Genomic DNA, 23236 nt, shown 5'->3' with positions numbered 1-23236 from the left:
ACCGGGCATAAAAAAGGGCCTCGCTCGCGAGGCCCGTCAAAGGTCGGAGAAGCCGGTACGCCGGCCGGCAGCCGCGGGCTGCGCGGCACCGGCCGGATGCGCACCTTTACTGCGTCACTACCTTGCGCGGCTTGAAGATGCCCTGGTATTGCAGTGCCGGGCGTTCCTTCGTCACCGGCTCGATGCCGCCGAAGGTCGGCGTCTGGCGCAGCTTCATGGCAGCCGGCGAAGCGACCGAGCCGATCGACGTCGAGCGCGACGCCGGCGCGAGGTTGTTCGCGACGAGCAGCGCGGCCTCGCTCTGCAGGTTCGACAGCAGCACCGGATCGGTCGAGCGGTTGACCTGCGTGAGCAGCCCGCTCCAGGCCGCGTCGCTGTAGTTCACGACGTAGTAGTCGAGCCCGCTCGGGTCGGCCACCACACCCGTGCAGCCGTCGACGCGCGTTTGCGTCTGCGTATCCTTCAGCGCGAGCGTCGTGCGTTTCGCGAGACCCTGGCCGTACGCGAGCGTGATCGGCACCGTCCACTGCAGGCCCGGATACGCGTTCTTGTTCGGGAACGGCTGCTGTTTCAGCGTGACGACCGTCTGGTTCTTCGTCAGGTCGCACTGCGTGTCGAGCGAGATCAGCGGCACGCCGGTCTGGCGGACATAGCTGTCGCCGATCGCGCCGATCGCCTGGCCGCTTTCCTTCGACAGCGCATCCCACAGGCGCTTCGGCGTGCCGTTGCCGAACGAGTAGTCGACCAGGTACTGCTGCAGACCCTTGCGCAGCGTCTGCTCGCCGAGATAGTTCTCGAGCGTCTTCAGCACGTGGCCGCCCTTGTCGTACGTGAACGCGCTGGCGCTCAGCACGAAGTCGTTCGACGCCCAGCCGTTGAAGTTCGGCGCGACCGGGAACGCGTTCGGGCCGATGTCACGATTGATCACGCGGTACTTGTTCTTCACCTGGTCGAGCCAGCTGAACTCGTTGGGGAAGAACTGGATCGTCGTCTTCGTCTCGAAGAACGTCGCGAACGACTCGTTGAGCCACACGTTGTCCCACCAGTCGGCCGTGACGAGATCGCCGAACCACTGGTGCGCGACTTCGTGCGTCAGCACCTCGTTGCCGTAGTGCGACATCGGCTGGCCCGGCTGCGGCAGGATGTCGTCGGCGAACTCGAGGATCGACCCCCAGTTCTCCATCCCGCCGAAGTTCAGGTCCTTCTGCGCCTTGAACGCGTCGTTCGCGGCCACCGTGTCGAACTTCGTGAGCGGCAGCGGGATGCCCGTGTAGCGATAGTAGAAGTCGAGCGCCTGCTTGGTGCGGTCCATCGCCGGCTTCGCCCAGTCGCTCATGCCCGGCGGCGTGAACACGCGCAGGTGCAGGCCGCCCTTGCCGCCCGGCAGCGGGCTCGTGAAGTCGTCCTCGAAGGTGTCGAACAGGCCGCCGCCGAAGAACAGCAGGTACGACGGCATCGGCGGGGTCTTCTCGAACTGCACGAGCTTGTAGCCGCCGCCGACGTTGGTCGACGGCTTCTCGGCCGCGTTCGACACGACACGCCAGCTCTGCGGCACTTCGGCCGTCACTTCATAGGTCGGGCGGAACGCCGGCTCGTCCCAGCCGGGGAACCACTGGCGCGACAGGTTGGTTTCGCCTTGCGTGAGGATCGCGCCGCTCGTCTTGCCGTCGGTGCCCTTCAGGTCGACACGGAAGATGCCTTCCGCGGCCGAGCAGCCCGGATACGGATCGTCGCCGCAGCTGCCGCCCGTCTTCGCGACCGGATCGTCATACGACTTGAAGTTGATGATGCCCGACCACTCCATGTGCAGCGAATAGTTGCCCGGCGAGATCGAGCCGCTCACGGGGCGCAACTGATAGTAGTCACCCTTGTCCTGCGGCGTTGCGATCAGCTGGATGTTGCCCGGCTGCAGCGTGATGCGGCCGTTCGTGAACTTGATCCGGTGGCCGGCGATCACGATGTTGTTGACCGGCTTCAGCACCTTGATCTCGACGTCGGCGCGGCCGTCGAACCCGTTCAGCGCGTCGTTCGGGCGGAACCACAGCCGGTAGTTCACGGGTACCACGGTGTCCGGCAACTCGACGGGCGATACGCTCTTGTCGACGTTGGATGCGCTCGGCGGCGCGGTGACGGTGGGCGACGAGCCCGATTGCGGCGCGCCGGCGGAGCTGAGCGCGGAAGCCGAGCCCGGGCCGCCGTCGTCACCGCCGCACCCGGCGAGCGCGAGTGCGGCGACGAGCGGCAGATAACGCATCTTGCGAATGTCGATCGACATGACTGAAACCTCGATTGTTGAAAGAATCGTTCAGTGCTGCGAAAACGCCGGCAAAAGCAATCCCCTCGCCGTTAATCAACAGCGATGAAAATGCCAATGACGGATTATTCGAAAAGACGGCGGCCGACTACGTGAAGGTAATCATGGTTTACTGTCCCCTCTGGATTTCCGGATGTCGGTTAACTTGCCGGTTCAAAATGGCCGGGCGCGTGTTGTACTGAATTGATTTCGCGCGCACGACACGGAGCCGCCCGCCCGGTGCGGGCGTGCAATCCCCTTGAACAGACGACCTACAGGGCTGGCCGGGCCTGGTCGCAGGATGGCAGGAAGGCGTGTCGCCGTTCCGTAAAATCACCGTCATGCGACTTCAAGGTTTGTCGGCTTGCTCGAAGGATGCGTAAATATACTTGATGGTTTTAGGTAAAGGAAACGAAAAATTTAGAAATTGCATCTATTGAATTCAGCGTGCTTCATTGAATGCCGGAAAGCATTAATGCGCTTTCCGTTTGGCTGGTGTTTTCGTAGTTTTAATCTATTAACGATCTCGCGTGACTGCGAAAACTACGAATCCCGGCGTATGGGTGCGCGCTCGGTACAATGCAGCGACGATCCGCTCACCGATTGCCGCGAGGAGGCCTTCCATGCCACGAGCCCTGTTCCGTATCGCGCCGCTGCGCGCCGTGCTGTTGCTGTTCGCCGCCGTGCTCCTGCTCGGCGGTTGCGCGGGGCTGACGCGCGATCCCGTGCGTGTGTCGGTCGCCGGGCTCGACCCGCTCGTCGGGCAGGGCCTCGAGATGCGTTTCAGCCTGAAGCTGCGCGTGCAGAACCCCAACGACGCGCCGATCGAATACGACGGCATCTCGGTCGCGCTCGACCTGAACGGCACGCCGTTCGCGAGCGGCGTCAGCGATCGCTCGGGCACCGTGCCGCGTTTTGGCGAGGCCGTGCTCGACGTGCCGGTTTCCGTGTCAGCCTTCGCCGCCGCGCGGCAGGCGTGGAACCTGCCCGGCGCGGCCGCGAACGGCGAGCTGCCCTATGCGCTGCGCGGTCGGCTCGCGGGCGGCGTGCTCGGCACCGTGCACTTCAGCGATGCCGGTACGCTGCGCCTGCCCGTGATGCCGGGGTGGGGCAGTTGAGCGAGTGGATAACTTCGTAAGTGCGAGCGAAAATTTCACCAATTTTCACCTTTTGACGCTTATTGACGTTTACTTCTGCGATCTATCGATTTTTCATGACGTTATGCCTACACTGACTCCGTCCGAGGGTCGGACGTTTCTTATAGGAGAAAGACATGTCGGCAAAATTCGAAATCGCGAAGGCCACGAACGGCCAGTATTTCTTCCACCTGAAGTCGGCGAACGGCGAAATCGTCCTGGCCAGCGAGCGGTACGTGACGAAGGACGGCGCCAAAACCGGCATCGCGTCGGTGCGGCAGAATGCACCGCTGGACATGCGTTATGAGCGCAAGATCGCGCGCAACGGCGAGCACATGTTCAACCTGAAGGCCGTGAATCACGAAATCATCGGCACGAGCGAAACCTACAAGACCGAGCAAGGGCGCGAGAACGGGATCGCGGCGGTCAAGCGCGACGCGCCCGGCGCGCCGGTCGTCGATCTGGGCTGAGTGACGATAGCGCCGCGACCGACGTTTTCGGATGGGCGTCGCGGCGCGAGTTTTGCCGCGCGGGGCAAAGCGCGGTATGGTGTGATCCGCGCGGCGCGACGCCGCCCGTTGAAGCCAACTGTAACCGAGTTCGCGTGACCGATTTCCCTGTTTTCCACTGGACCGACGCCGACGGCGCCGATCATGCCGTGCGCTGGCGCTCCGAAGCCGGCGTGCAACCGCCGAAGCGCGCGGTGCCCGCCGACGACCGCCTCACGGCCGACGCGGCCTACCGCCTTGCCTGCGAGGGCACTGCGCTCGTCTGGCAGGGTGACTTCCAGAATGCGCGCCAGCTCGTGCAGGCGATGGCGCGCCGTGTCGAGCGCAAGCCGAAGAAGGCGAAAGCCGCGGCCGGCGTCGACGCATTCAACCTGCATCGTCTCGCGCAGTCGCAGCGCGCCCGCACGCTCGGGATGCTGCTGATCCCGCTCGATGCCGACTACACGATTCCGCTGCGCCGCGCGCCCGACGTGCGCGCCGCGTGCGAAGAGGCGTACGGGCCCGGCGGCGCGCCGTCGGTCGTGTCGCTGCGCGAACTGCTCGGCCTCGTCGGCGCGCATGAATGGCGCAAGAAGGGTGTGCCGATCCCGGCGCTCGGCGGCGCGGCGATCCATCCCCACTACGGCGTGTTCTCGCCGGTACGCGGCGAATACGTCGAACTCGTCGCGCGCGCGCCGCTGCCGGCGACGTCGCTCGCATTCGACATCGGCACGGGCACCGGCGTGCTGGCGGCCGTGCTGGCGTCGCGCGGCGTCGCGCGCGTCGTCGCGACCGACCAGGATCCGCGGGCGCTCGCCTGTGCGCGCGAGAACATCGACCGGCTCGGTCATGCGGAGCGCGTCGAGATCGTCGAAGCCGACCTGTTTCCGGCCGGCCGTGCGCCGCTCGTGGTCTGCAACCCGCCGTGGGTGCCGGCCCGGCCGAGCGCACCGATCGAATACGCGGTCTACGATCCGGACAGCCGCATGCTGCGCGGTTTCCTCGAGGGGCTCGCCGCGCACCTCGAGCCCGGCGGCGAAGGCTGGCTGATCCTGTCCGATTTCGCCGAGCATCTCGGCCTGCGGCCGCGCGACACGCTAATGCAATGGATCGACGAAGCGGGCCTCGTCGTGCTCGGCCGCGACGACATCCGCCCCGCGCATCCGAAGTCGATGGATGCCGACGATCCGCTGCACGCGGCACGCCAGGCCGAGGTCACATCGCTCTGGCGGCTCGGCGCACGAGCCTGACCGCGCATTTTCGGTAAACTATCGCCATTCCTCACGAATTCCCGCCGCCGGGCCGTGGTCGACCGACCGAGGCCCGGCGCCGCTTCACGATGTCGAACAAGACCCACGAAATCCGTCCTGAGCAGTCCGTCGAGCTGCTGAAGGAACTGCACATCCTCACCCGCGACGGCAAGCTGAACCAGGACAGCCGCCGCAAGCTGAAACAGGTCTATCACCTGTTCCAGTTCATCGAGCCGCTGCTCGCCAGCGTGCAGGCCGACCGCAGCAGCGTGACGCTCGTCGATCACGGCGCCGGCAAGTCGTATCTCGGTTTCATCCTGTACGACCTGTTCTTCAAGCAGCAGCCGGGGCACGGCACGCCGGCGTTCGCGTCGCACGTGTACGGGATCGAGACCCGCGAGGAGCTGGTCACGCGTTCGGCCGAGCTTGCCGCGCGGCTCGGGTTCGGCGGCATGTCGTTCCTGAACCTGTCGGTTGCCGATTCGATCACGTCGCCGAAATTGCCTGAAACGGTCGACGTCGTCACCGCGCTGCACGCGTGCGACACGGCGACCGACGACGCGATCCGCTTCGCGCTCGCGAAGCGCGCGCAGCACATCGTGCTGGTGCCGTGCTGCCAGGCGGAAGTGGCGGGAGTGCTGCGCAAGAACAAGGGCAAGTCGCTCGCGAACGCGCTGACGGAAGTGTGGCGGCATCCGCTGCATACGCGCGAATTCGGCAGCCAGATCACCAACGTGCTGCGCTGCCTGCAGCTCGAAGCGCACGGCTACCAGGTCAGCGTGACCGAGCTGGTCGGCTGGGAGCACTCGATGAAGAACGAGCTGATCATCGCGCAGTACAAGAACCTGCCGCGCCGGCGGCCCGGCGAGCGGTTGAACGAGATCCTCGGGATGTTCGGGCTCGCCGAGCTGAACGAACGCTTCTTCGTGCCGCAAGCCGCGGCAGCGGGCGGCGAGGCCGACGAGCCGGCCGCAGGCTGACGCACGGGCGGGCACGCCGCGCTGCGCCGCAGTCAGCGCGGCGCGCGATGCACACCGCACGTTACACGCCGTGTCAGACGTCGTCGCCCGGCCGGCGCATCCATTCGCGCCAGCCGTCGTGGCCGAGGCGGCGCAGCGTTTCCTGATTCTTTTCGTAGATCGCGGACGCGTCCGGGAACGCGTCGACCGCGCGCGCAATGCTGTCCTCGCGCAGCAGGTGCAGGATCGGATACGGCGCGCGGTTCGTGTAGTTCTCGATGTCGTCGGGCGCGCTGCCTTCGAACCGGTACTGCGGATGGAAGCTCGCGATCTGCAGCACGCCGTCGAGCCGCAGTTGCCGCACCAGCCGGTCGGCAAAGAACAGCGCATCGTTGTAGTCGATGAAATCGGCGAACGCATGCGGGAAGATCACGAGTGTCGTGTCGACCTGCTGCGGGTCGGCCGCGTCGAGCGCGCGCAGCTCCGTTTCGAGTTCGGCGAGTGCGTCTTCCAGCGTCGTCGCTTCGCTGATCGCGTAGCGCACCTGCTCCTTCACATAGACGCTTTTCGCGAACGGGCACAGATTGAGCCCGATCACCGCGCGCGCGAGCCAGTGCCGTGTGGCGGCGAGGATGTCGTCGTGCGATTCGGGGCGGGTGTCGGTCATCGTGAAACCAGTCGGGCGGAAGGGCGGCGAGGGCCGCATTGTAGCGGGCGCGCCGTCACGCGCATGCGGCTTCGATCAACTGCGTGACGAGCGCCGGAGCGACGCCGATCGGCGTTTCGCCGTGCCGATAGGTCTGGCTCGCCGCGTAGATGCCTTCGATCACCAGCGCGAGCGAGTGGGCGAGCGCCTGCGGCTGCGGTGCGCCGGCGCTTTCGCACAGTGCGACGAGCCGCTTCATCAGCTGTTCCTTGTTCTGCGCGACGCGCTCGCGCGCCGGGTGCGACGCATCCGGGAATTCGGCCGCGACGTTGACGAACGGGCAGCCGCGGTAATCCTTCTGCGTCGCGCGCTCGGCGAGATCGACGAAATACTGGATCAGCTGCGCTTTCGGCTGGCCCGGGTGCTTCGCGACGCTCGTGTCGAAGCGGTCGAAGAAACACGCATCCATCCGCTCCAGATACGCGAGGATCAGCTCGTCCTTCGACGAGAACTGGCGGTACAGGCTCATCTTGTTGACGCCCGCACGCTCCACGACCGCCTCGACGCCCACCGTCCGAACGCCTTCCTTGTAAAACAGCTCCTCGGCGGCGCGCAGCAGGTGCTCCTGCGCGGTGGCGCCGTCGATCGGCCGGCGCGTGCGGCGCGCCAGCGGTTTGGCGATCTCGATGCCCGACATGATGACCCTCGACTGCATAGTGAATTGCTTGACATGTTACCGATTGGTCACTACGATCGCAACACACTTGTGACCGGTCGGTAACAACGCCGATCGGATCGACAGACAAATGCCAAGCGTCGGCCCGGGTCAGCCGATGCAGCGTGCGGCGGAGGTGGCCTGGCAGGGCGGGCGGAGCGGGTGCGGAGGCGCCGGCGCCGCCAACTGGAGAACGCGAAGATGAACTGGGCGGTGACACGAATCGGCGGGCGCTTCCACTACGGATGGCTCGCGGCGGCGGTGGTATTCCTGATCCTGCTGGCGGCGGCCGGCACGCGCGCGACGCCGAGCGTGCTGATGGTGCCGCTCGAGCACGAACTCGGCTGGAGCCGCGCGACGATTTCGCTGGCGATTTCGGTGAACATCGCGCTGTACGGGCTGACGGGCCCGTTCGCGGCCGCGGCGATGCAGCGCTTCGGGCTGCGCCCGACCATCCTGACCGCGCTGACGGTGATGAGCGCGGGCGTCGCGCTGTCCTCGATGATGTCGCACAGCTGGCAGATGGTGCTCATCTGGGGCGTGATGGTCGGCTGTTCGTCGGGCGTTGTCGCGCTGACGCTGTCTGCGACCTTCGTCACGCGCTGGTTCCATGCGCGGCGCGGCCTCGTGATGGGCGTGCTGACCGCGAGCACGGCCACCGGCCAGCTCGTGTTCCTGCCGATGCTTGCGGCGATCGCGCAGCACCACGGCTGGCGGCCGGTCGTGCTGGTCGTCGCGGTGGCTGCCGCGATCGTGATTCCGCTCGTGGCGTTCCTGCTGCCCGAACGGCCGGCCGACCTGAAGCTGCGCCCGTATGGCGAACCGGCCGATGCGCCGCCCGCGCCCGACACGACGAAGGAGAACCCGCTCGCGGTCGCGTTCCGCACGCTGCTGACGGCGAGTCGTTCGCGCGATTTCTGGCTGCTGTTCTTCAGCTTCTTCATCTGCGGCGCGAGCACCAACGGCTACGTCGGCACTCACCTGATCGCGATGTGCAGCGACTACGGGATGTCGGAAGTGCAGGGCGCATCGCTGCTTGCGGCGATGGGCGTGTTCGACCTGTTCGGCACGACGCTGTCGGGCTGGCTGTCCGACCGCTACGACAATCGCGTGCTGCTGTTCTGGTACTACGGGCTGCGCGGGTTGTCGCTGATCTACCTGCCGCACGCGTTCGGGATCGATTTCTTCGGGCTGCCGCTGTTCGCGATGTTCTACGGGCTCGACTGGATCGCGACCGTGCCGCCGACCGTGCGGCTCGCGACCGACGTGTTCGGCAAGGCCGCGGCGCCGGTCGTGTTCGGCTGGATCGTCGCCGGCCACCAGCTCGGCGCGGCGTTCGCGGCGCTCGGCGCCGGGCTGCTGCGCGCGAGCCTCGGCACCTACACGATCGCGTCGATGATCTCGGGCGGGCTGTGCATTGTCGGCGCGCTGATCGTGCTGCGGATCAACCGCGGCCCGTCGCGCGCAGCCGCGCAAGCGGCCTGAGCACGGCAATCCGGCGGCCTGGCCGGCCGCGCGGCGGGCGGCCGGCCAATGCAGGCACGCAGATTTGCATAGCTGGGGAGGATCGGGCGCGCATCGGCTCAAGCGAGTATGCTTGCGGTTCGCCAAGCGTTCGCGCCCCTTCATCGATGTCAGCGAGGATCCGCATGTCCGTCAAACCTGCTCCCACCACTGTTTCGATTCACGATCTGATCGCGGGCCGCTGGAGCCCGCGCGCGTATTCGGATGAACCCGTCAGCGCCGGCGATCTGCACGCGGTGTTCGAAGCCGCCCGCTGGGCGCCGTCCGCGTACAACGCGCAGCCGTGGCGTTTCATCGTATTCGACCGCACACACGACGAAGACGCATTCAAGCGCGCGTTCGCGACGCTGGTGCCGTTCAACCAGGGCTGGAATGCGCCGGCGCCCGTGCTGATTGCGGTGACCGCGCACACGCTCACGTCGAAGGGTGAACCGGCGCCGACCGCGCTGTACGACGCGGGCGCCGCCGCGATGTCGCTGGTGCTGCAGGCGCACGCGCTGGGCCTGGCCGCCCACCAGATGAGCGGCTTCGACGCGAAGGCGTTCCGCGATGCGTTCGCGATTCCGGCCGACGTCGCGATTCCGGCGATCATCGCGCTCGGCCACTACGGCAACGTCGACAAGCTCGATCCCGTGCTGCGCGATCGCGAGAAGGCGCCGCGCACGCGTCATGCGCTCGGCGAGGTCGTCTATGCGAGCGCGTGGAAGAAGGGTTTCGACGCGGCAGCCTGAACCGTCAGGCGGGCGGGCTGCCGCGTGCGTCCCGTCCGCCGGTCTCCCGGCGCGCCTGGGTGCGTGCCGTCGCGATCGGGGCCCGTTGCGCGGCACCGGTGGCCGGCCCCGGTTGTGATCCCGCGGGCTTCATGTTAAAAAGCCCGTCCTTTCCGTTTTCGCGCCGGCCCTGCTGCGGCAATTTCCCATGACTTACTGCGCGATCGATTTCGGCACGTCCAATTCCGCCGTGGCGCTGCCCGACGGCGACGGCATGCGCCTCGCGCCCGTCGAGGGCGACCACCTGACGCTGCCCACCGCGATCTTCTTCAACAACGACGAAGAGACGGTCGAATACGGCCGTGCGGCGCTGGCTTCCTACATCGACGGTTTCGACGGCCGGCTGATGCGTTCGATGAAGAGCATCCTCGGCTCGCCGCTCGCGGAAACGACGACCGATCTCGGCGACGGCAGCGCGATCGCGTACACCGACATCATCGCGCGCTTCCTGACGCACCTGAAGCGCAAGGCCGAAACCCGCGCGGGTGCGCCGATCGGCCGTGCGGTGCTCGGCCGGCCCGTGTTCTTCGTCGACGACGATCCGCGCGCCGACCGCCTCGCACAGGATCAACTCGAGGCGGCCGCGCGGTCGGTCGGCTTCGCGGACGTGCAATTCCAGTACGAACCGATCGCGGCCGCGTTCGACTACGAATCGCGCCAGCAGGCGGAGCGGCTCGTGCTTGTCGCCGATATCGGCGGCGGCACGTCCGACTTCTCGCTGGTACGCGTCGGGCCCGAACGGATGGCGCGGCTCGAGCGCAAGGACGACGTGCTGGCCCACCACGGCGTGCACGTCGCCGGCACCGACTACGACCGGCGTGTCGAGCTGGCGGCGATCCTGCCCGCATTCGGCTACCGTTCGCTCGACCCCGAAGGGCGCGAGTTGCCGAACAAGATCTACTTCGATCTCGCCACCTGGCACCTGATCAACACGGTCTACACGCCGAAGCGGCTCGGCGAGCTGAAGCTGATGAAGCACCTGTACCGGGAGGCGCAGCAGTACGACCGGCTCACGAGCGTGGTCGAGCAGCGGCTCGGCCATGCGCTGATGGCGCGTGCGGAAGAAGCGAAGATCGGCGTCGCGGCGGGCGGGGAGACGATGATCGACCTGAACGACGTGGAAGAGGATCTGCAGATCGCGTTCGATGCCGGCCGCCTCGTCGACGCGAGCCATGACGACACCACGCGCATCGTCGACGCTGCGCGCGAGACGGTGCGGCTCGCGGGCGTTGCGCCGCGCGATGTCGGCGCCCTGTATTTCACCGGCGGCTCGACGGGGCTCGCGTTCCTGTCGGGCGCGCTCGCGGGAGCGTTCCCGGATGCGCAACCGGTGTTTGGCGACCGCCTCGCGAGTGTCGCGACGGGCCTCGGCATTCACGCGCAGCGATTGTTCGGTTGAATGCGGGCGGTTAAAAGGCCGCCATGCCGGGTGACCGGCGCTGAAAAACAAAAAGCCCCGCCGAAGCGGGGCTTTTTTACACGAATAATCGCGCCAAGCTTAGACCGGACGGATGTTCGCAGCTTGCAGACCCTTCGGGCCCGTCTTCACTTCGAATTCAACCTTCTGGTTTTCTTGCAGCGTCTTGAAGCCTTCGACGCGGATTTCCGAGAAGTGCGCGAACAGATCGTCGCCGCCGCCTTCCGGGGTGATGAAGCCGAAGCCCTTTGCGTCATTGAACCACTTGACGGTACCGGTTGCCATGTTACTTGTTCCTAAAAAGATAAAACGGGGCCGAGGCCCATGGGGTGCGGAAAATCAAGGAAGGGGTAATAGGACCAACCGGAGTACCGTTGATGGGCGAACTACGAAAGAACCAATTCACTCGCCACTTGAAATCCTGCGAAGTCCTTTATACGGCTTATCAACCATGTGGTCAACCGTATTTCCATTGACTCAGGGTTATTGCGTAGATCAGGTTTACAAAGCTTGCAAACGACGCGAATTTTTTGTAGGGGCCGAACGATTTTGGCGCCACGTTTCAGGTGCAACCGTTAAACTACGCGCCGCGTGGACGGGTTGCCCTGATCGGGTGACTCGCCCCCCCAAAATTGCGTGCGCGGTGCTGTCCGAGCCGATCCCGGACCGCGGGCCGACCATGCTTTTTGAGACACAGGAGAGGATGTGAAGAGTTCTATTCAACGGAACATCGGCCCGTTTGCATTGATGCTGACGGGGCTGGGTTCGATTATCGGCTCGGGCTGGTTGTTCGGCGCCTGGAAGGCCGCGAAGATTGCCGGTCCGGCGGCGATCTGCGCATGGATCATCGGCGCTGTCGTGATTCTTGCGATTGCACTGACTTACGCGGAACTGGGTGCGATGTTCCCCGAGTCGGGCGGCATGGTGCGCTACGCGCGCTACTCGCACGGTTCGCTGGTCGGTTTCATCAGCGCATGGGCGAACTGGATCGCGATCGTATCGGTGATTCCGATCGAGGCTGAAGCGTCGATCCAGTACATGAGCACGTGGCCGTATCCCTGGGCGCACGCGCTATTCGTGAACGGCGAGTTGACGGTACCCGGCCTGCTGCTGTCCGCGGTGCTGGTCGTCATCTACTTCCTGTTGAACTACTGGGGTGTGAAGGCGTTTGCCCGTGCAAACACCACGATCACGATCTTCAAGTTCCTGATCCCCGGCCTCACGATCCTCGGCCTGATGCTGACGAGCTACCATCCGGAAAACCTCGGCACGGCATCCAATGCAAGCTTTGCGCCGTACGGCTGGTCGGCGGTGCTGACCGCGGTTGCGACGAGCGGCATCGTGTTCGCGTTCAACGGCTTCCAGAGCCCGGTGAACCTCGCGGGCGAAGCGCGCAACCCGTCGCGCAGCGTGCCGTTCGCGGTGATCACGTCGATCCTGATCGCGCTCGTGATCTACGTGCTGCTGCAGATGGCGTATATCGGTTCGGTGAATCCGGCCGACGTCGCGCAGGGCTGGTCGCACTTCAACTTCAAGTCGCCGTTCGCCGAACTGGCGATCGCGCTGAACCTGAACTGGCTCGCGATCCTGCTGTACGTCGACGCGTTCATCAGCCCGAGCGGCACCGGTACGACCTACATGGCGACGACCACCCGCATGATCTACGCGATGGAGCGCAACAACACGATGCCGAAGATGTTCGGCAACGTGCACCCGCTCTACGGCGTGCCGCGTCAGGCGATGTGGTTCAACCTGCTGGTCTCGTTCATCTTCCTGTTCTTCTTCCGCGGCTGGAGCTCGCTCGCGGCAGTGATCTCGGTTGCGACGGTGATCTCGTACCTGACCGGCCCGATCAGCCTGATGGCGCTGCGCCGTGCGGCGACCGACATCGAGCGTCCGCTGTCGATTCCGCTGATGAAGCTGATCGCCCCGTTCGCATTTGTCTGCGCGTCGCTGATCCTGTACTGGGCGAAGTGGCCGCTGACGGGCGAGATCATCCTGCTGATGATCGTTGCGCTGCCGGTGTACTTCTACTTCCAGGCGAAGTCGGGCTGGACCGGCTGGGGTGACGACCTGAAGGCCGCCTGGTGGCTGGTCGCGTACCTGCCGACGATGGCCGTGCTGTCGCTGATCGGCAGCAAGGAGTTCGGCGGTCACGGCGTGCTGCCGTACGGCTGGGACATGCTGGTCGTCGCGGGCATCGCGCTGGTGTTCTACTTCTGGGGCGTGAGCACCGGCTACCGCACCAAGTATCTCGACGAGCGCGAATCGCACGACGAGATCCTCGAAGGCATCGGTGCCTGACGACGCCTGACCTGCCGCCGGAATCGGCGGCGGCAGACAGGGCAAGAAAAAGCCCGCCCGAGCATCGCTCGGGCGGGCTTTTTCGTTGATGCGGGTGCCGCGCGCCGGTTGGCGCCGCGCCGCTCAGGCGGCCGTGCTCGCGAACACGTAGTTCGTCATCGCGAGCACGCGCTGATACGTGCCGAGTGACTGGATGCCGAGCTGGTAGTCGTCGTCCGCCGCGCCGAGCGCCGTGAACACCGGCAACAGATGCTCGTCGGTCGGATGCATCAGCGCCGCGTGCGGCGCCTGCCGGCGGTAGTCGAGCAGGGCGTCGATGTCGCGCGCGGCCAGCTTCGCCTCGAACCAGCCGGTGAATTCCGCGACGCGCGGATCCGCATCCTCCGGTGCCGCACCGAAATCGGCGGCGCGCAGGTTGTGCGTGATCTGGCCCGAGCCGATCACCATCACGCCTTCGTCGCGCAGCGGTCGCAGCGCGCGGCCGAGCGCGAAATGGTGGGCGGCATCCGCGCGCGGCTGGATCGACAACTGCGCCACCGGCACGTCGGCTTCCGGGAACATCAGCAGCATCGGCACCCATGCGCCGTGGTCGAGGCCGTGCTCGGTCGTCGCGGTTTCGATGCCGGCCGCGTTCAGCAGCCCGGCCGTGCGCTCGGCGACGTCGGGCGCGCCGGGCGCCGGGTAGCGGATGTCGTACAGCGCCTGCGGAAAGCCGTAGAAGTCGTGGATCGTTTCCGGATGCGAGGCGATGCTGGCGACGGGCCGCTGCGTGCCCCAGTGCGCGGACAGCATCAGCACCGCGCGCGGGCGCGGCAATTCGGCAGCGAGGTGCGTGAATGCACCGGACGGCAGCGTCGGGTCGATCGGCAGCGTTGGGGCGCCGTGGGACAGGTAGAGCGAAGGCAAGCGGTTCATGGCGGTGGCCTGCAAAGGGATTTGCCTGTGACTATAGGCGCGCACTGAGAATTGATAAATCCGCGTTTCGGAATTTGATTAACGCTCGATTGTTGATAATCGGGGCGATGCGTTGTGCCAGCGGCGGATGGCTGCGGTATTCGTGAAAGCGAACGAGTTTCACGGAAAATCGGCGAAGATGCGCGCAGATCGGATCTGCGGGGGCGCTTACTGCGCGTGCCGGATGCCGGCCCACGGCGTCGTCAGCGGCGCGCTGAGCGCGAACAGGTCGAGCACGCGCGTGACGGTCTGGTCGACGAGTTCCTCGATCGACTTCGGCATTGCGTAGAACGCGGGCAGCGGCGGGAAGACGATGCCGCCCATTTCGGTGACGGCCGTCATGTTGCGCAGATGCGCGAGGTTGAACGGCGTTTCGCGCACCATCAGCACGAGGCGGCGGCGCTCCTTCAACGTGACGTCGGCGGCGCGCGTGATCAGGTTGTCGGACAGCCCGTGCGCGACGCTCGCGAGCGTCTTCATCGAGCAGGGCGCGATCACCATCCCGTCGGTCGCGAACGATCCCGATGCGATCGTCGCACCGACGTCGCGCACCGAATGCACGACGTCCGCGCGGCTTTCGACATCGGCCTTCGACAGCTTCAACTCATGCTGGATGTTGAGCCAGCCGGCGTTCGAAATCAGCAGGTGCGTTTCGACGCCGCCGGCGGCGCGCAGCAGGTCGAGCAGCCGTACGCCGTAGATCGCGCCGGTGGCGCCGGTGATCGCGACGATCAGCCGGCGTGGCGGCGCGCTGGGAGATGCCATCGAAAGGGGACGATGCGTATTACGCGGCGGCGAACAATTGCTGCAGTTCGCCCGACTGGTACATCTCCATCATGATGTCCGAGCCGCCGATGAATTCGCCCTTCACGTAGAGCTGCGGGATGGTCGGCCAGTTCGAGAATTCCTTGATGCCCTGGCGGATCTCGTCGTCTTCGAGGACGTTGACCGTCTTGAACTGGTCGACGCCGCAGGCCTTCAGCACCTGGATGGCGCGGCCCGAGAAGCCGCACATCGGGAATTGCGCGTTGCCCTTCATGAAGAGCACGACCTGGTTTTCGTCGACGATTTGCTTGATACGTTGTTGGGTGTCCATGACTGACCTTGCGTTAGCGGGGCGTTAGATCGAAATGATAGCGGATTTCAACCGGGCGGGCCGGGCATCAGCCCGGTAGGCGGCCACCTGTCGTGCGTTCGATCGCGGCCAGATCGGCGAGCGATTCGACCGCGACGAAGCCGTGCGATGCGAGCAGCGCGCGCACGGCTTCTGCCTGATCGTAGCCGTGCTCGATCCAGAGCGTGCCGCCCGGTTTCAGATAGGTGCCGGCGCCCGCAACGATCGTGCGGATCGCGCTGAGGCCGTCGGCATCGTCGGTGAGTGCGCCGCGCGGCTCGAAACGCAGGTCGCCTTGAGCGAGGTGCGGATCGTGCTGCGCGATGTACGGCGGGTTGCTGACGATCGTGTCGAATGCGAGCACCGGATCGAGCGCCGCGTACCAGTCACTCTGCAGCCAGTGCAGCGGGCCGCCAGGGCGGTGCGCGTCGAGCAGCTTGCCGGCGTTGCGTTGCGCGACCTGGAGCGCGGCCGGCGAACGGTCGAGCGCCCACACGCGTGCATCGGGCCGCTCGGCCGCGATCGATACGGCGATCGCGCCGCTGCCCGTGCCGAGATCGAGCACGGCCGGATGCGGCAGTCCGTCGATCGCATCGAGTGCGGCTTCGACGAGCAGTTCGGTTTCAGGGCGCGGGATCAGCACGTCGGGCGTCACGTCGAACGGCCGGCCGAAGAATTCGCGCATCCCGACGAGCTGCGCGACGGGTTCGCCGGCCAGGCGGCGTGCCTCGAGCGCGCGGTAGCGTTCGACCGCGGCTGCGTCGAGCGGTGCGTCGCCGCGCGTGATCAGTTGCGTGCGGGTCCAGCCGAGCGCGTGCGCGAGCAACACGCGCGCATCGACCGCATCGAGCGGCGACGCGCGCAGCAGTTCGTCGGCGGTGGTGTCGGACATCGCGGCCTCAGTCGGTTTCGCCGAGCGACGCGAGCAGCTCGGCCTGATGCTCGCTGGCAAGCACGCTGATCAGTTCGTCGAGATCGCCGTCCATGATCGCCTCGAGCCGATACAGCGTCAGGTTGATCCGGTGATCGGTCATCCGCCCCTGCGGGAAGTTGTACGTGCGGATCCGCTCGGAACGGTCGCCGGAGCCGATCAGGCTCTTGCGCGTCGCCGCTTCCTTTGCGTGCTGCTCGTGATACTGCTTGTCCTTGATGCGCGCGGCGAGCACCTTCAGCGCGCGATCCTTGTTCTTGTGCTGGGAGCGGTCGTCCTGGCATTCGACGACGATCCCGGTCGGGATGTGCGTGACACGCACCGCCGAATCGGTCTTGTTGATGTGCTGGCCGCCCGCGCCGGACGCGCGGAACGTGTCGATCCGCAAGTCGGCCGGATTGATCTCGACCTCGCTGATCTCGTCGGCTTCCGGCATCACCGCGACCGTGCACGCGGACGTGTGGATGCGCCCCTGCGTTTCGGTCGCGGGCACGCGCTGCACGCGATGGCCGCCCGATTCGAACTTCAGCCGAGAATACGCGCCCTGGCCCGCGATCCGCACGATCACTTCCTTGTAGCCGCCGAGATCCGACGCGCTCTCCGACATCATTTCGACCTGCCAGCGCTGGCGTTCCGCGAAGCGCAGGTACATGCGCAGCAGGTCACCCGCGAACAGCGCCGATTCGTCGCCGCCCGTGCCTGCGCGGATTTCGAGGAAGATGTTGCGATCGTCGTTCGGATCCTTCGGCAGCAGCATCTTCTGCAGCTCGGTTTCGAGGCGGGTCATGCTCTCGCGCGCGCTGCGGATCTCGTCTTCCGCGAAGTCGCGCATCGACAGATCGCCGAGCAGCTCCTGCGCGGCCGTCTCGTCGCTGCGCGACTGGCGCCACAGCGCGTACTGTTCGACCACCGGGCCGAGTTCCGCATGTTCACGCGTGAGCTTGCGGTACTGGTCGAGGTCGGCCGTGACGTTTTCGCGGCTCAGCAGGTCGTTCAGTTCGGCCAGCCGTGTGGACAGCTGGTCGAGCTTGCGTTGCATGCTCGTCTTCATGGTGTGGAGCGGCGCTCCCGGGCAAGGGGTATTCGGAAAGGATAGGCCGGCGCGCGGCCGGCGGCAGGGCGATCGGCCGGCGCTAGTGGCCGGACTGGTCGTTCGAGCGCGGTGCGTGCTGGTAGAAGCCGCGCATCAGGTCGATCAGCGAATCGCGATCGGCCCCGTTCACGCGGTTGAGCGCGCTCGTCGGGCCGTGGATCAGCTTGTTGGTCAGCGCCTGCGACAGCGCTTCGAGCACGGCGGCCGGATCGTCGCCGCGCGCGAGCAGCTTCTGCGCCTTGTCGACTTCGGCCCGGCGCAGCGCATCGGCCTGCGTATGCATGTGACGGATCACCGGCACGACGCTGCGCGTGTCGAGCCATTGCATGAAATTCTGCACGCGCGTTTCGATGATCGTTTCGGCCTGCGCGACCGCGGCCTGGCGCGATGCGTTGCCTTCGCGCACGATCGCGCCGAGATCGTCGACGGTGTAGAGGAACACGTCCTTCAGCTTGCCGACTTCGGGCTCGATGTCGCGCGGCACCGCGAGGTCGACCATGAAGATCGGCCGGTGGCGGCGTGCCTTCACCGCGCGCTCGACTGCGCCGAGGCCGATGATCGGCAGCGTCGACGCCGTGCACGACACGATGATGTCGAATTCGTGCATGCGGGTCGGCAGATCCGCGAGCGGCATCGCGCGGCCGTTGAAGCGTTCGGCGAGCCGCTGGCCGCGTTCGGCCGTGCGGTTCGCGACGACGAGTTCGCGCGGGCCTTGCGCGGCGAAGTGCGTCGCGCACAGCTCGATCATCTCGCCGGCGCCGATGAACAGCACGCGCTGATCGGACACTTTTTCGAAGATCCGCTGCGCGAGGCGCACCGCGGCGGCGGCCATCGACACCGATTGCGTGCCGATTTCGGTCGTGCCGCGCACTTCCTTCGCCACCGCGAACGTGCGCTGGAACAGCTGGTTCAGATAGGTGCCGAGCGCGCCGGCTTCCGTTGCGGTGCGGACCGCGTCCTTCATCTGGCCCAGAATCTGCGTTTCGCCGAGTACCATCGAATCGAGGCCGGATGCGACGCGGAATGCGTGCCGGACCGCCTCCGACTGCGGCAGCGCATAGACGTGCGGCGCGAGCTCGTCGACCGGAATCCGGTGATACTCCGACAGCCAGCGGATCGCGCCTTCGCGTGCCGCGCGATCGTCTGTCGCGCAATACAGTTCGGTGCGGTTGCAGGTGGAGAGGATCGCCGCTTCGGGCGTATTGGGCGCCTGGGGGCCGAGAAACACCTTCTGGAACGTGACGAGAGCCGGCTTGATCTGCTCGAGCGGAAACGCCACGCGTTCGCGCAGGGCGACAGGCGCAGTGTGGTGATTGATTCCGATCGTGAGGAGTTGCATATCGAGGGCTATCGTTTAGCCCCATATTATAGCGTTTCAGCGATTTCCTCACTCGCCGCATACCGGGCATCAGCGTGGCGCGGCCGGGAATTTGGGGGCTCGATCGGCACGCGGTCGAGCTGATAGCCGTAGCCGTAGAGCGGCAGCAGCCGGTAGCCGTGCTCCGGGAGCAGCTGCAGCTTGCTGCGCAGCCGGGACGCGTGGGTATCGAGTGTGCGCGACTTCATGTCGCGCCGGCGTGCCCACACCGTTTCGAGGATATGCGCACGCGACACCGGTCGCGACAGGTTCGCGAACAGCAGCTGCGCGAAACGGAACTCCTTCGGCGTGAGTGAAACGATTGCGTCGCCGAAGCGAACGAGGCAGTGCGTCGCGTCGAACGCGTATTCGCCATACATTTCGCGCAAGCGGGCCGGCGGCCGGCGCACGCCGGCGCGCCGGCTCAGCGCGTTGACGCGCGCCAGCAGCTCGGGCCCGCTCACGGGGCGCACGAGGCAATCGTCGGCGCCCGCGTGCAGGCACGATACGATTTCGCTTTCGCGCGGCAACTGCATCACGGCGATGGCCGGCAGCCCGGGCAGGATCGTCTGCGCGCGCGGAATGACTTCCTCGGCCGGCTGGTCGCCGGCCCAGTTGCCGGTGATCAGCATGTCGCAGGTGTTGTCGGCGGCGAGCCACTCGAAGAATGCCGTGCTGGACGGAAACGCGTGGCACACATGACCGCCCGCAAAGAGCAGGCGGTTCAGGAGCGCGGCATGACGCGCGTCCGGATCGATCAGCGTGATTCGCATGAGAATTTCTTCAATACGGTAGCCGGTGCGCGCTTGCCATAACGTCGAGTCGGCCCCTACACTCGAATGTTCGCGGCACCCGGCTGGTCTCGGGTTCGATGGATGAATCGATGCTAGCCGCTGTCAACGTTCACGCCTATGGGACGAATCTGAATTTATAGAAGGCGTCGAATGAACTGGTTTGGAATCCTTGTCCTGGGAGCGGCCGTCGGGCTGTTCGGTCGATGGCTGCATCCGATGCGGCGCACGGGCCGGCCGGCGTGGTGGATCGCGGTGCTCGCCGGCATCGTCGGCGCGGCCGCGGCCCGCATGGGCGGCAATCTCTCGGGACTGTTTTACGATGGCGAGACGCTCGAATGGCCGGTCTGCACCGGCGTCGCGCTCGTCGCCGTAGCCGTGACGGTCGCGCTGTCGGCCCGTCGCTGAATGCTCTCAGGTGAAATCATGAATGCCCGTCTTCCCGAAGTCTCGCCGGTGCCGGCCCGCCTCGCGCTGCTGCGTGGCGCCATGGCCCGCGAGAACCTGGCCGCCTATCTCGTGCCGTCCGCCGATCCCCATCTGTCCGAGTATCTGCCGGAGCGCTGGCAGGCCCGCCGCTGGCTGTCCGGCTTCACGGGCTCGGTCGGCACGCTGGTCGTGACCGCGGATTTCGCCGGGCTGTGGGTCGACAGCCGCTACTGGGTGCAGGCCGACGCCGAACTGGCCGGCACGGGCGTGCAACTGATGAAGATGACGGGCGGGCAGCAGAGCGCGCCGCACGTCGACTGGCTCGCGCAGAACGTGGCGGCGGGTGCGACGGTCGGCGTCGACGGCGCCGTGCTCGGCGTCGCGGCCGCGCGCGGGCTGACGGGCGCGCTGAATGCACGCGGCATCGCGTTGCGCACCGACCTCGACCTGCTCGACGCGATCTGGCCCGAGCGGCCGGGGCTGCCCGGCGACGCGGTGTTCGAGCACGCGGCGCCGCAGGCCGACACGACGCGCGCGAGCAAGCTGGCTGAAGTGCGCCGCGCGATGCGCGCGCAGGGCGCGCAGTGGCATTTCGTGTCGACGCTCGACGACCTCGCATGGCTGTTCAACCTGCGCGGCGCCGACGTCAACTTCAACCCCGTATTCGTTGCGCACGCAATGATCGGCGCCGATCGCGCGACGCTGTTCGTCGCCGACGGCAAGGTGTCGCCGGCATTGGCTGCGTCGCTCGCACAGGATGCCGTCGACGTTCGTGCCTACGACGCCGCGCGCGCCGCGCTCGCGGCGCTGCCCGACGGCGCGACGCTGCTGATCGACCCGCGCCGCGTGACGTTCGGCACGCTCGAGGCCGTGCCGGCCGGCGTGAAGCTGGTCGAGGCGGTAAATCCGTCGACGTTCGCGAAGTCGCGCAAGACGTCCGCCGAGATCGAGCACGTGCGCGTGACGATGGAGCACGACGGCGCCGCGCTCGCGGAATTCTTCACCTGGTTCGAGCAGGCCGTGAACCGCGAGACGATCACCGAGCTGACGATCGAGGAAAAACTCACGGCCGCGCGCGCGCGACGCCCCGGTTACGTGTCGGCGAGTTTCGCGACGATCGCGGGCTTCAATGCGAACGGCGCAATGCCGCACTACCACGCAACGCGCGAGTCGCACGCGACGATCGCCGGCGACGGGCTGCTGCTGATCGATTCGGGCGGCCAGTACGTGACGGGCACGACCGACATCACGCGCGTCGTGCCGGTCGGCACGGTCAGCGACCTGCAGCGGCGCGACTTCACGATCGTGCTGAAGGCGATGATGGCGCTGTCGCGCGCCCGTTTCCCGCGCGGCATCCGTTCGCCGATGCTCGACGCGATCGCGCGTGCGCCGATGTGGGCGGCCGGGCTCGACTACGGTCACGGCACGGGGCATGGCGTCGGCTACTTCCTGAACGTGCACGAAGGCCCGCAGGTCATTTCGCACTACGCGCCGGCCGAGCCGTACACGGCGATGGAAGAGGGCATGATCACGTCGATCGAGCCGGGCGTGTACCGTCCCGGCCAGTGGGGCATCCGGATCGAGAACCTGGTCGTGAACCGCGCGGCCGGGCAGACCGAGTTCGGCGATTTCCTCGCATTCGAGACGCTGACGCTGTGCCCGATCGACACGCGCTGCGTGCTGATCGAGATGCTGCATGACGACGAGCGCGCGTGGCTGAACACGTATCACGCGACGGTGCGCGAGCGCGTCGGCCGCCACCTGAGCGGCGATGCGAAGGCGTGGCTCGACACGCGTACGCAGCCGATCTGACACAACAGGCGATAACGGCCGGACAACGGCCGAACGACAAAACCGAGGGCAAGCAATGGCGGACACCGCAGTAATCGTGGTCGACATGCAGCGCGGGCTGGTGGAGCGGGCGCAGCCCGCTTACCGGCTCGATGACGTGGTGTCGGGCATCAACCGGTTGACGGCGGCGGCGCGCGCGGCGAACGCGCCTGTGTGCTTCGTGCAGCACGACGGCGATGCGGACGACGACATCGTGCCCGGCACGCCGGGCTGGGAGCTGCATGCGGGGCTGGTCGTCGGGAACGACGACTGGCGCGTGCGCAAGCAGGTGAGCGATTCGTTCCATGACACGCCGCTCGCGGCGCAGTTCGACCGCCACGGTATCCGTTCGGTGCTGATCTGCGGCTATGCGACCGAGTTCTGCGTCGATTCGGCCGCACGCCGCGCGGCGCTGCTCGGCTACCGGACGACCGTCGTATCCGACCTGCACACGACGAACGAGCGCACACACCTGTCGGCCGCGCAGATCGTCGCGCACCATCACTTCGTATGGCAAAACAATACGCTGTCGGGCAATCCGGTGACGCCGCGCCCGCTCGCGGACATTCTTTCGACGGAGTTCGCATGACGATCAAGGCCGTGGTGTTCGATTTCGGCGGCGTGCTGATCGACTGGAGCCCCGAGTACCTTTACCGGGAACTGATTCCCGACGACGCGGAGCGTCGCTGGTTCCTCACGCACGTGTGTGCGATGGACTGGGTGATCCGCCAGGACGGCGGGCAGACGATCGAAGAGGGGACGGCCGAGCGCGTCGCGAAGTTTCCGGAGCACGAGGCGCTGATCCGCGCGTTCTATGCGCGCTGGCACGAGATGATCGGCGGCGTGCTCGAAGAGGGGGCCGCGCTCGTCGACCGGCTGGAGGCACAGGGGATGCCGCTGTTCGGGCTGACGAACTGGTCCGCGCAGACGTTTCCGTATGCGTGGGACAACTTCCCGGTGCTGCGGCGCTTCAAGGAGATCGTCGTGTCGGGCCGCGTGAAGCTCGTGAAACCCGATCCGGCGATCTATCGCGAGATGCATGCGCGGATCGAGCCGCACCTGCCGGGCATCGCGCCGCACGAACTCGTATTCATCGACGACAACGCGAAGAACGCCGCAGCCGCGACGGCGCTCGGCTGGCACGGCATTCATCACACGAGTGCGGCGGCCACCGAGGCACGGCTGCGCGAACTGGGCGCGCTCGCGTAAGCGGCGGGCGAGCAGCGCGCCATCAG

At 66.5% G+C, this 23236-nt stretch carries 23 protein-coding genes; 12 read left to right on the top strand and 11 right to left on the bottom strand.

Features of this window, described 5'->3' with window-relative positions; genetic code table 11:
- Nucleotides 1-106 precede the first annotated feature (106 nt).
- The gene (locus LGN19_RS31855; RefSeq protein ID WP_122944343.1) at nucleotides 107-2275 is read right to left on the bottom strand and encodes a M1 family metallopeptidase; all 2169 of its coding nucleotides are present in this window, start codon (nucleotides 2273-2275) and stop codon (nucleotides 107-109) included.
- A 641-nt stretch (nucleotides 2276-2916) separates the two neighbouring features.
- Here LGN19_RS31855 and LGN19_RS31850 point away from each other — a divergent pair.
- The 4 genes from LGN19_RS31850 to LGN19_RS31835 all read left to right on the top strand — a co-directional run bounded on the left by LGN19_RS31850 (nucleotide 2917) and on the right by LGN19_RS31835 (nucleotide 6147).
- On the top strand, nucleotides 2917-3411 hold the full coding sequence (locus LGN19_RS31850; RefSeq protein WP_226219214.1) for an LEA type 2 family protein: 495 nt from the start codon (nucleotides 2917-2919) through the stop codon (nucleotides 3409-3411).
- Between the two features lie 155 nt (nucleotides 3412-3566).
- Complete coding sequence (locus LGN19_RS31845) at nucleotides 3567-3899, top strand: YegP family protein (protein WP_226219212.1); 333 nt, start codon at nucleotides 3567-3569, stop codon at nucleotides 3897-3899.
- Between the two features lie 134 nt (nucleotides 3900-4033).
- On the top strand, nucleotides 4034-5167 hold the full coding sequence (locus LGN19_RS31840) for a methyltransferase (protein ID WP_226219210.1): 1134 nt from the start codon (nucleotides 4034-4036) through the stop codon (nucleotides 5165-5167).
- Nucleotides 5168-5256: 89 nt separating this feature from the next.
- Entirely contained in the window at nucleotides 5257-6147 is an 891-nt protein-coding gene (locus tag LGN19_RS31835) for a class I SAM-dependent methyltransferase (RefSeq protein WP_226219208.1), read from the top strand.
- 73 nt (nucleotides 6148-6220) lie between these two features.
- Here LGN19_RS31835 and LGN19_RS31830 read toward each other — a convergent pair whose 3' ends face one another.
- Together LGN19_RS31830 and LGN19_RS31825 are read right to left on the bottom strand one after the other, a co-directional pair.
- A complete protein-coding gene (locus LGN19_RS31830) occupies nucleotides 6221-6793 on the bottom strand; it encodes a DUF1415 domain-containing protein (protein WP_122944348.1) in 573 nt (190 codons plus the stop codon).
- 55 nt (nucleotides 6794-6848) lie between these two features.
- Nucleotides 6849-7469, bottom strand: coding sequence for a TetR/AcrR family transcriptional regulator (locus tag LGN19_RS31825; RefSeq protein WP_122944349.1), 621 nt, complete (start codon nucleotides 7467-7469; stop codon nucleotides 6849-6851).
- A 219-nt stretch (nucleotides 7470-7688) separates the two neighbouring features.
- Between LGN19_RS31825 and LGN19_RS31820 the strand changes: the two genes are divergently transcribed.
- From LGN19_RS31820 to LGN19_RS31810, 3 genes are all read left to right on the top strand, one after another.
- Nucleotides 7689-8972 (top strand): MFS transporter, encoded by a 1284-nt coding sequence (locus LGN19_RS31820; protein ID WP_226219206.1) that lies wholly within the window; start codon nucleotides 7689-7691, stop codon nucleotides 8970-8972.
- A gap of 164 nt (nucleotides 8973-9136) precedes the next feature.
- Complete coding sequence (locus LGN19_RS31815) at nucleotides 9137-9742, top strand: nitroreductase family protein (RefSeq protein WP_122944351.1); 606 nt, start codon at nucleotides 9137-9139, stop codon at nucleotides 9740-9742.
- Between the two features lie 187 nt (nucleotides 9743-9929).
- Nucleotides 9930-11180 (top strand): Hsp70 family protein, encoded by a 1251-nt coding sequence (locus LGN19_RS31810; RefSeq protein ID WP_175222762.1) that lies wholly within the window; start codon nucleotides 9930-9932, stop codon nucleotides 11178-11180.
- A 99-nt stretch (nucleotides 11181-11279) separates the two neighbouring features.
- Here the strand turns inward: LGN19_RS31810 and LGN19_RS31805 are convergent, their stop codons facing one another.
- On the bottom strand, nucleotides 11280-11483 hold the full coding sequence (locus tag LGN19_RS31805) for a cold-shock protein (protein ID WP_006477070.1): 204 nt from the start codon (nucleotides 11481-11483) through the stop codon (nucleotides 11280-11282).
- A gap of 420 nt (nucleotides 11484-11903) precedes the next feature.
- Between LGN19_RS31805 and LGN19_RS31800 the strand changes: the two genes are divergently transcribed.
- Complete coding sequence (locus LGN19_RS31800; protein ID WP_226219204.1) at nucleotides 11904-13502, top strand: APC family permease; 1599 nt, start codon at nucleotides 11904-11906, stop codon at nucleotides 13500-13502.
- 123 nt (nucleotides 13503-13625) lie between these two features.
- Here LGN19_RS31800 and LGN19_RS31795 read toward each other — a convergent pair whose 3' ends face one another.
- The 7 genes from LGN19_RS31795 to LGN19_RS31765 all read right to left on the bottom strand — a co-directional run bounded on the left by LGN19_RS31795 (nucleotide 13626) and on the right by LGN19_RS31765 (nucleotide 19724).
- On the bottom strand, nucleotides 13626-14417 hold the full coding sequence (locus LGN19_RS31795; RefSeq protein ID WP_226219202.1) for a DODA-type extradiol aromatic ring-opening family dioxygenase: 792 nt from the start codon (nucleotides 14415-14417) through the stop codon (nucleotides 13626-13628).
- A 207-nt stretch (nucleotides 14418-14624) separates the two neighbouring features.
- Nucleotides 14625-15221: a UbiX family flavin prenyltransferase gene (locus tag LGN19_RS31790; protein WP_174939719.1), complete on the bottom strand. Its 597-nt coding sequence runs from the start codon at nucleotides 15219-15221 to the stop codon at nucleotides 14625-14627.
- 19 nt (nucleotides 15222-15240) lie between these two features.
- A complete protein-coding gene (gene grxD / locus LGN19_RS31785; RefSeq protein ID WP_021161789.1) occupies nucleotides 15241-15552 on the bottom strand; it encodes a Grx4 family monothiol glutaredoxin in 312 nt (103 codons plus the stop codon).
- A 67-nt stretch (nucleotides 15553-15619) separates the two neighbouring features.
- Nucleotides 15620-16462 carry a peptide chain release factor N(5)-glutamine methyltransferase gene (prmC, locus tag LGN19_RS31780; protein WP_226219200.1) on the bottom strand — a complete coding sequence of 281 codons (843 nt, stop codon included), beginning with the start codon at nucleotides 16460-16462 and terminating at the stop codon, nucleotides 15620-15622.
- 7 nt (nucleotides 16463-16469) lie between these two features.
- Complete coding sequence (gene prfA / locus LGN19_RS31775; RefSeq protein WP_174958810.1) at nucleotides 16470-17552, bottom strand: peptide chain release factor 1; 1083 nt, start codon at nucleotides 17550-17552, stop codon at nucleotides 16470-16472.
- Nucleotides 17553-17634: 82 nt separating this feature from the next.
- Nucleotides 17635-18933 carry a glutamyl-tRNA reductase gene (gene hemA, locus LGN19_RS31770; RefSeq protein ID WP_122944356.1) on the bottom strand — a complete coding sequence of 433 codons (1299 nt, stop codon included), beginning with the start codon at nucleotides 18931-18933 and terminating at the stop codon, nucleotides 17635-17637.
- Nucleotides 18934-18959: 26 nt separating this feature from the next.
- Complete coding sequence (locus LGN19_RS31765; protein WP_122944357.1) at nucleotides 18960-19724, bottom strand: response regulator transcription factor; 765 nt, start codon at nucleotides 19722-19724, stop codon at nucleotides 18960-18962.
- 171 nt (nucleotides 19725-19895) lie between these two features.
- Between LGN19_RS31765 and LGN19_RS31760 the strand changes: the two genes are divergently transcribed.
- Genes LGN19_RS31760 through LGN19_RS31745 form a run of 4 tightly spaced genes read left to right on the top strand, consistent with a single transcriptional unit; the run spans nucleotide 19896 to nucleotide 23210 of the window.
- Entirely contained in the window at nucleotides 19896-20150 is a 255-nt protein-coding gene (locus LGN19_RS31760) for a hypothetical protein (RefSeq protein ID WP_122944358.1), read from the top strand.
- A gap of 18 nt (nucleotides 20151-20168) precedes the next feature.
- Nucleotides 20169-21983 carry an aminopeptidase P family protein gene (locus tag LGN19_RS31755; RefSeq protein ID WP_226219198.1) on the top strand — a complete coding sequence of 605 codons (1815 nt, stop codon included), beginning with the start codon at nucleotides 20169-20171 and terminating at the stop codon, nucleotides 21981-21983.
- Nucleotides 21984-22038: 55 nt separating this feature from the next.
- The gene (locus LGN19_RS31750) at nucleotides 22039-22590 is read left to right on the top strand and encodes a cysteine hydrolase family protein (protein ID WP_226219196.1); all 552 of its coding nucleotides are present in this window, start codon (nucleotides 22039-22041) and stop codon (nucleotides 22588-22590) included.
- On the top strand, nucleotides 22587-23210 hold the full coding sequence (locus LGN19_RS31745) for an HAD family hydrolase (RefSeq protein ID WP_122944361.1): 624 nt from the start codon (nucleotides 22587-22589) through the stop codon (nucleotides 23208-23210). The genes LGN19_RS31750 and LGN19_RS31745 overlap by 4 nt, the downstream gene beginning before the upstream one ends.
- The last annotated feature ends 26 nt before the right edge of the window (nucleotides 23211-23236 follow it).

It is taken from the genome of Burkholderia sp. AU30198, from assembly GCF_020419825.1.
In the GTDB taxonomy this organism is placed as follows: Bacteria; Pseudomonadota; Gammaproteobacteria; order Burkholderiales; family Burkholderiaceae; genus Burkholderia.
This window is presented reverse-complemented; position numbering and strand designations above follow the sequence as displayed.